Source organism: Pandoraea sp. ISTKB (assembly GCF_001721285.1).
Lineage (GTDB): Bacteria > Pseudomonadota > Gammaproteobacteria > Burkholderiales > Burkholderiaceae > Pandoraea > Pandoraea capi.
In genome coordinates, this window is record NZ_MAOS01000096.1 from 1 (window position 1) to 2,368 (window position 2,368).

Annotated in this window: 2 protein-coding genes; both read right to left on the bottom strand. The window is 65.3% G+C overall.

Annotated elements, in window-relative coordinates:
* A partial coding sequence (locus A9762_RS26940; protein ID WP_170836342.1) for a Tar ligand binding domain-containing protein occupies positions 1–956 on the bottom strand: 956 nt, incomplete at its 3' end.
* Between the two features lie 91 nt (positions 957–1,047).
* On the bottom strand, positions 1,048–2,368 hold a 1,321-nt coding region (locus A9762_RS26945; RefSeq protein WP_139133425.1), incomplete at its 5' end, for a methyl-accepting chemotaxis protein.

A 2,368-nucleotide genomic window follows, 5' to 3' on the forward strand; every position in this document is an offset into this window, starting at 1 on the left:
GCGTTGTCGGCGTTCTGACGCACGGTGGCCGTCAGTTGCTCCATCGACGATGCGGTCTCTTCGAGCGACGCAGCCTGTTGTTCGGTGCGGGCCGACAGATCGGTGTTGCCTGCGGCGATCTGCTGCGCGGCGGACGTGATCGACTCGGTACCCGAACGGACCTCGGCGACGGTGCGCACGAGGCTGTCCTGCATATGCTTCACGCCCTTGAACAGACGACCGGTCTCGGTGTCGTTCCACACGTCGATGCGTTGCGTGAGGTCGCCCCCGGCGATCTTCTCGAAGTGCTTGATGGCGTCGTCGATCGGGCCGACGATGGCGCGCGTGAGGGTGATCTGCGTGATGACACCGACCAGCAGGCCGACGGCCAGACCGATGCCCACGAGCCACATCACCAGCGTGTAGCGTTCCTGTGCCGCGTTGTAGCGGCCTTCGGCGCTCTTGAGTTGCTGATCGGCCAGCACCGTCATCGCCTTGGTGTAGTCGCCGAACAGGCGCGGCACGTCCATCACCGTCTTGGCGTGGAAGTCGGGGATGTCACCCGATTCGATGGCCTTGAGCGCGGGCAGAATGCCGTCGTTGACCACCTTGCCACGCGCAAGCACCACGGCGTCGGCCATGACTTTCTCGTCGGGGCTCATCGGCAGGGCTGCGTAGGTCGCGTAGGCGGCGTCGGCGTTCTTGAGGTTCGAACGCACGCTCTCGATGGCCGACTTGATTTCGGTCGGATCGGCGATGAACTCGATACGCGAGAGCGTGACGCGCGCGCGCAGCGTGTTAATCGTCGTTTGCGCAAGCGCCTGCGACGATGCCATGTCGTTCGTATAGATCTCCTGCATGGCCGCGTTGCTCTGTCGCAGCGAGAGCAGACCCGCCGCTGCGCCGACAATCAGCAGCACCATGAAGAGTCCAAGCGCCAGCGTAAGCCGTGCCCGGATGGTGACATTCTTAAACATAACGACCTCTACCCCGTGAAGACCGGCCATTGACCGGTATAGCCATCACAACAATCTCGACTCTTGGCCGACGCTTTGCATCCACGTACCGTCAAAACTCTTCCCAGTCGCCCGGGTCACTGGTCTTTGCCGTCGACGTTGTGCCCGTCGATCCGCCGGCCGGGGACTTGCCCCGACGTGCTGCCAGTTGCAGCACTTGTGCATCTTCCTGTGCGTCCGTCGCAGCGGGTGCCGTGGCCTGCGGACGACGTGTCGCCGTTCGCGTCGCCGCGCCGCCTGCGCTCGCGCGCGCCGGTGCCGTGCCCGCCTGAGCGGTCTGCGCAACGGGTGCGGCGTGCGTTGCCTGTGCTGCTGCCGTCGTCGCCACCGGCTTCGATACCGGCTGGCGTGTGGTCATCGTGCTGGTGTGTGCGATGGCGTGGCGCGCGCTCGGTGCGCCGGCCGCCTGGAACGCGTCGCCAACCCGGAAGACCGAGACGGCGTCGCGCAGACGATGCGCCTGATCTTCCAGCGATCCGGCCGCAGCCGCCGCTTCTTCGACCAGCGCCGCGTTCTGCTGCGTGACTTCGTCCATCTGCGTCACAGCGCGGTTGACCTGCTCGATACCGCTCGACTGTTCGGCAGACGCCGCCGAGATCTCACCCATGATGTCGGTCACGCGCTGCACCGCCTGCACGATCTCGTCCATCGTGTGACCGGCCTGCGCCACCAGCGCCGAGCCGTTCTCCACGCGCCCGACCGAGTCTTCGATGAGGACCTTGATTTCCTTCGCGGCGGCGGCACTGCGCTGTGCCAGCGTGCGCACTTCCCCTGCGACCACGGCAAAGCCACGACCCTGCTCACCCGCGCGGGCAGCTTCCACGGCCGCGTTCAGCGCCAGAATGTTCGTCTGGAACGCGATCCCTTCGATCACGCTGATGATGTCGACGATCTTGTGCGAACTCGTCGAAATGCCCTGCATCGTGTCGACGACGTTGCCCACGACCTGACCGCCGCGCGCGGCGATCTCCGAGGCGTTCACGGCCAGCACGCTCGCCTGTTTGGCGTTGTCGGCGTTCTGCTTGACGGTGGCCGTCAGCTCTTCCATCGACGACGCGGTCTGCTCCAGCGATGCCGCCTGCTGTTCGGTACGCGCCGACAGATCGGTGTTGCCCGCCGCGATTTCGCGCGAGGCGATGTTGATCGATTCGATGCCTTCACGCACGTCCGAGACGATGGACAGCAAGCTGTTCTTCATCACGGTCAGACCGAACAGCAACTGGCCGATCTCGTCGCGCCCGGTGCCTTCGGCCTTGCCCGTCAGGTCGCCCGCCGCAATCTGCTTCGACATGGCCAGCGCCACGCGCAGCGGATGATTGATCGCGCGGCGCAGAATGCTGCCGAGCACGAACAGCACGATGATGCCGCCGATC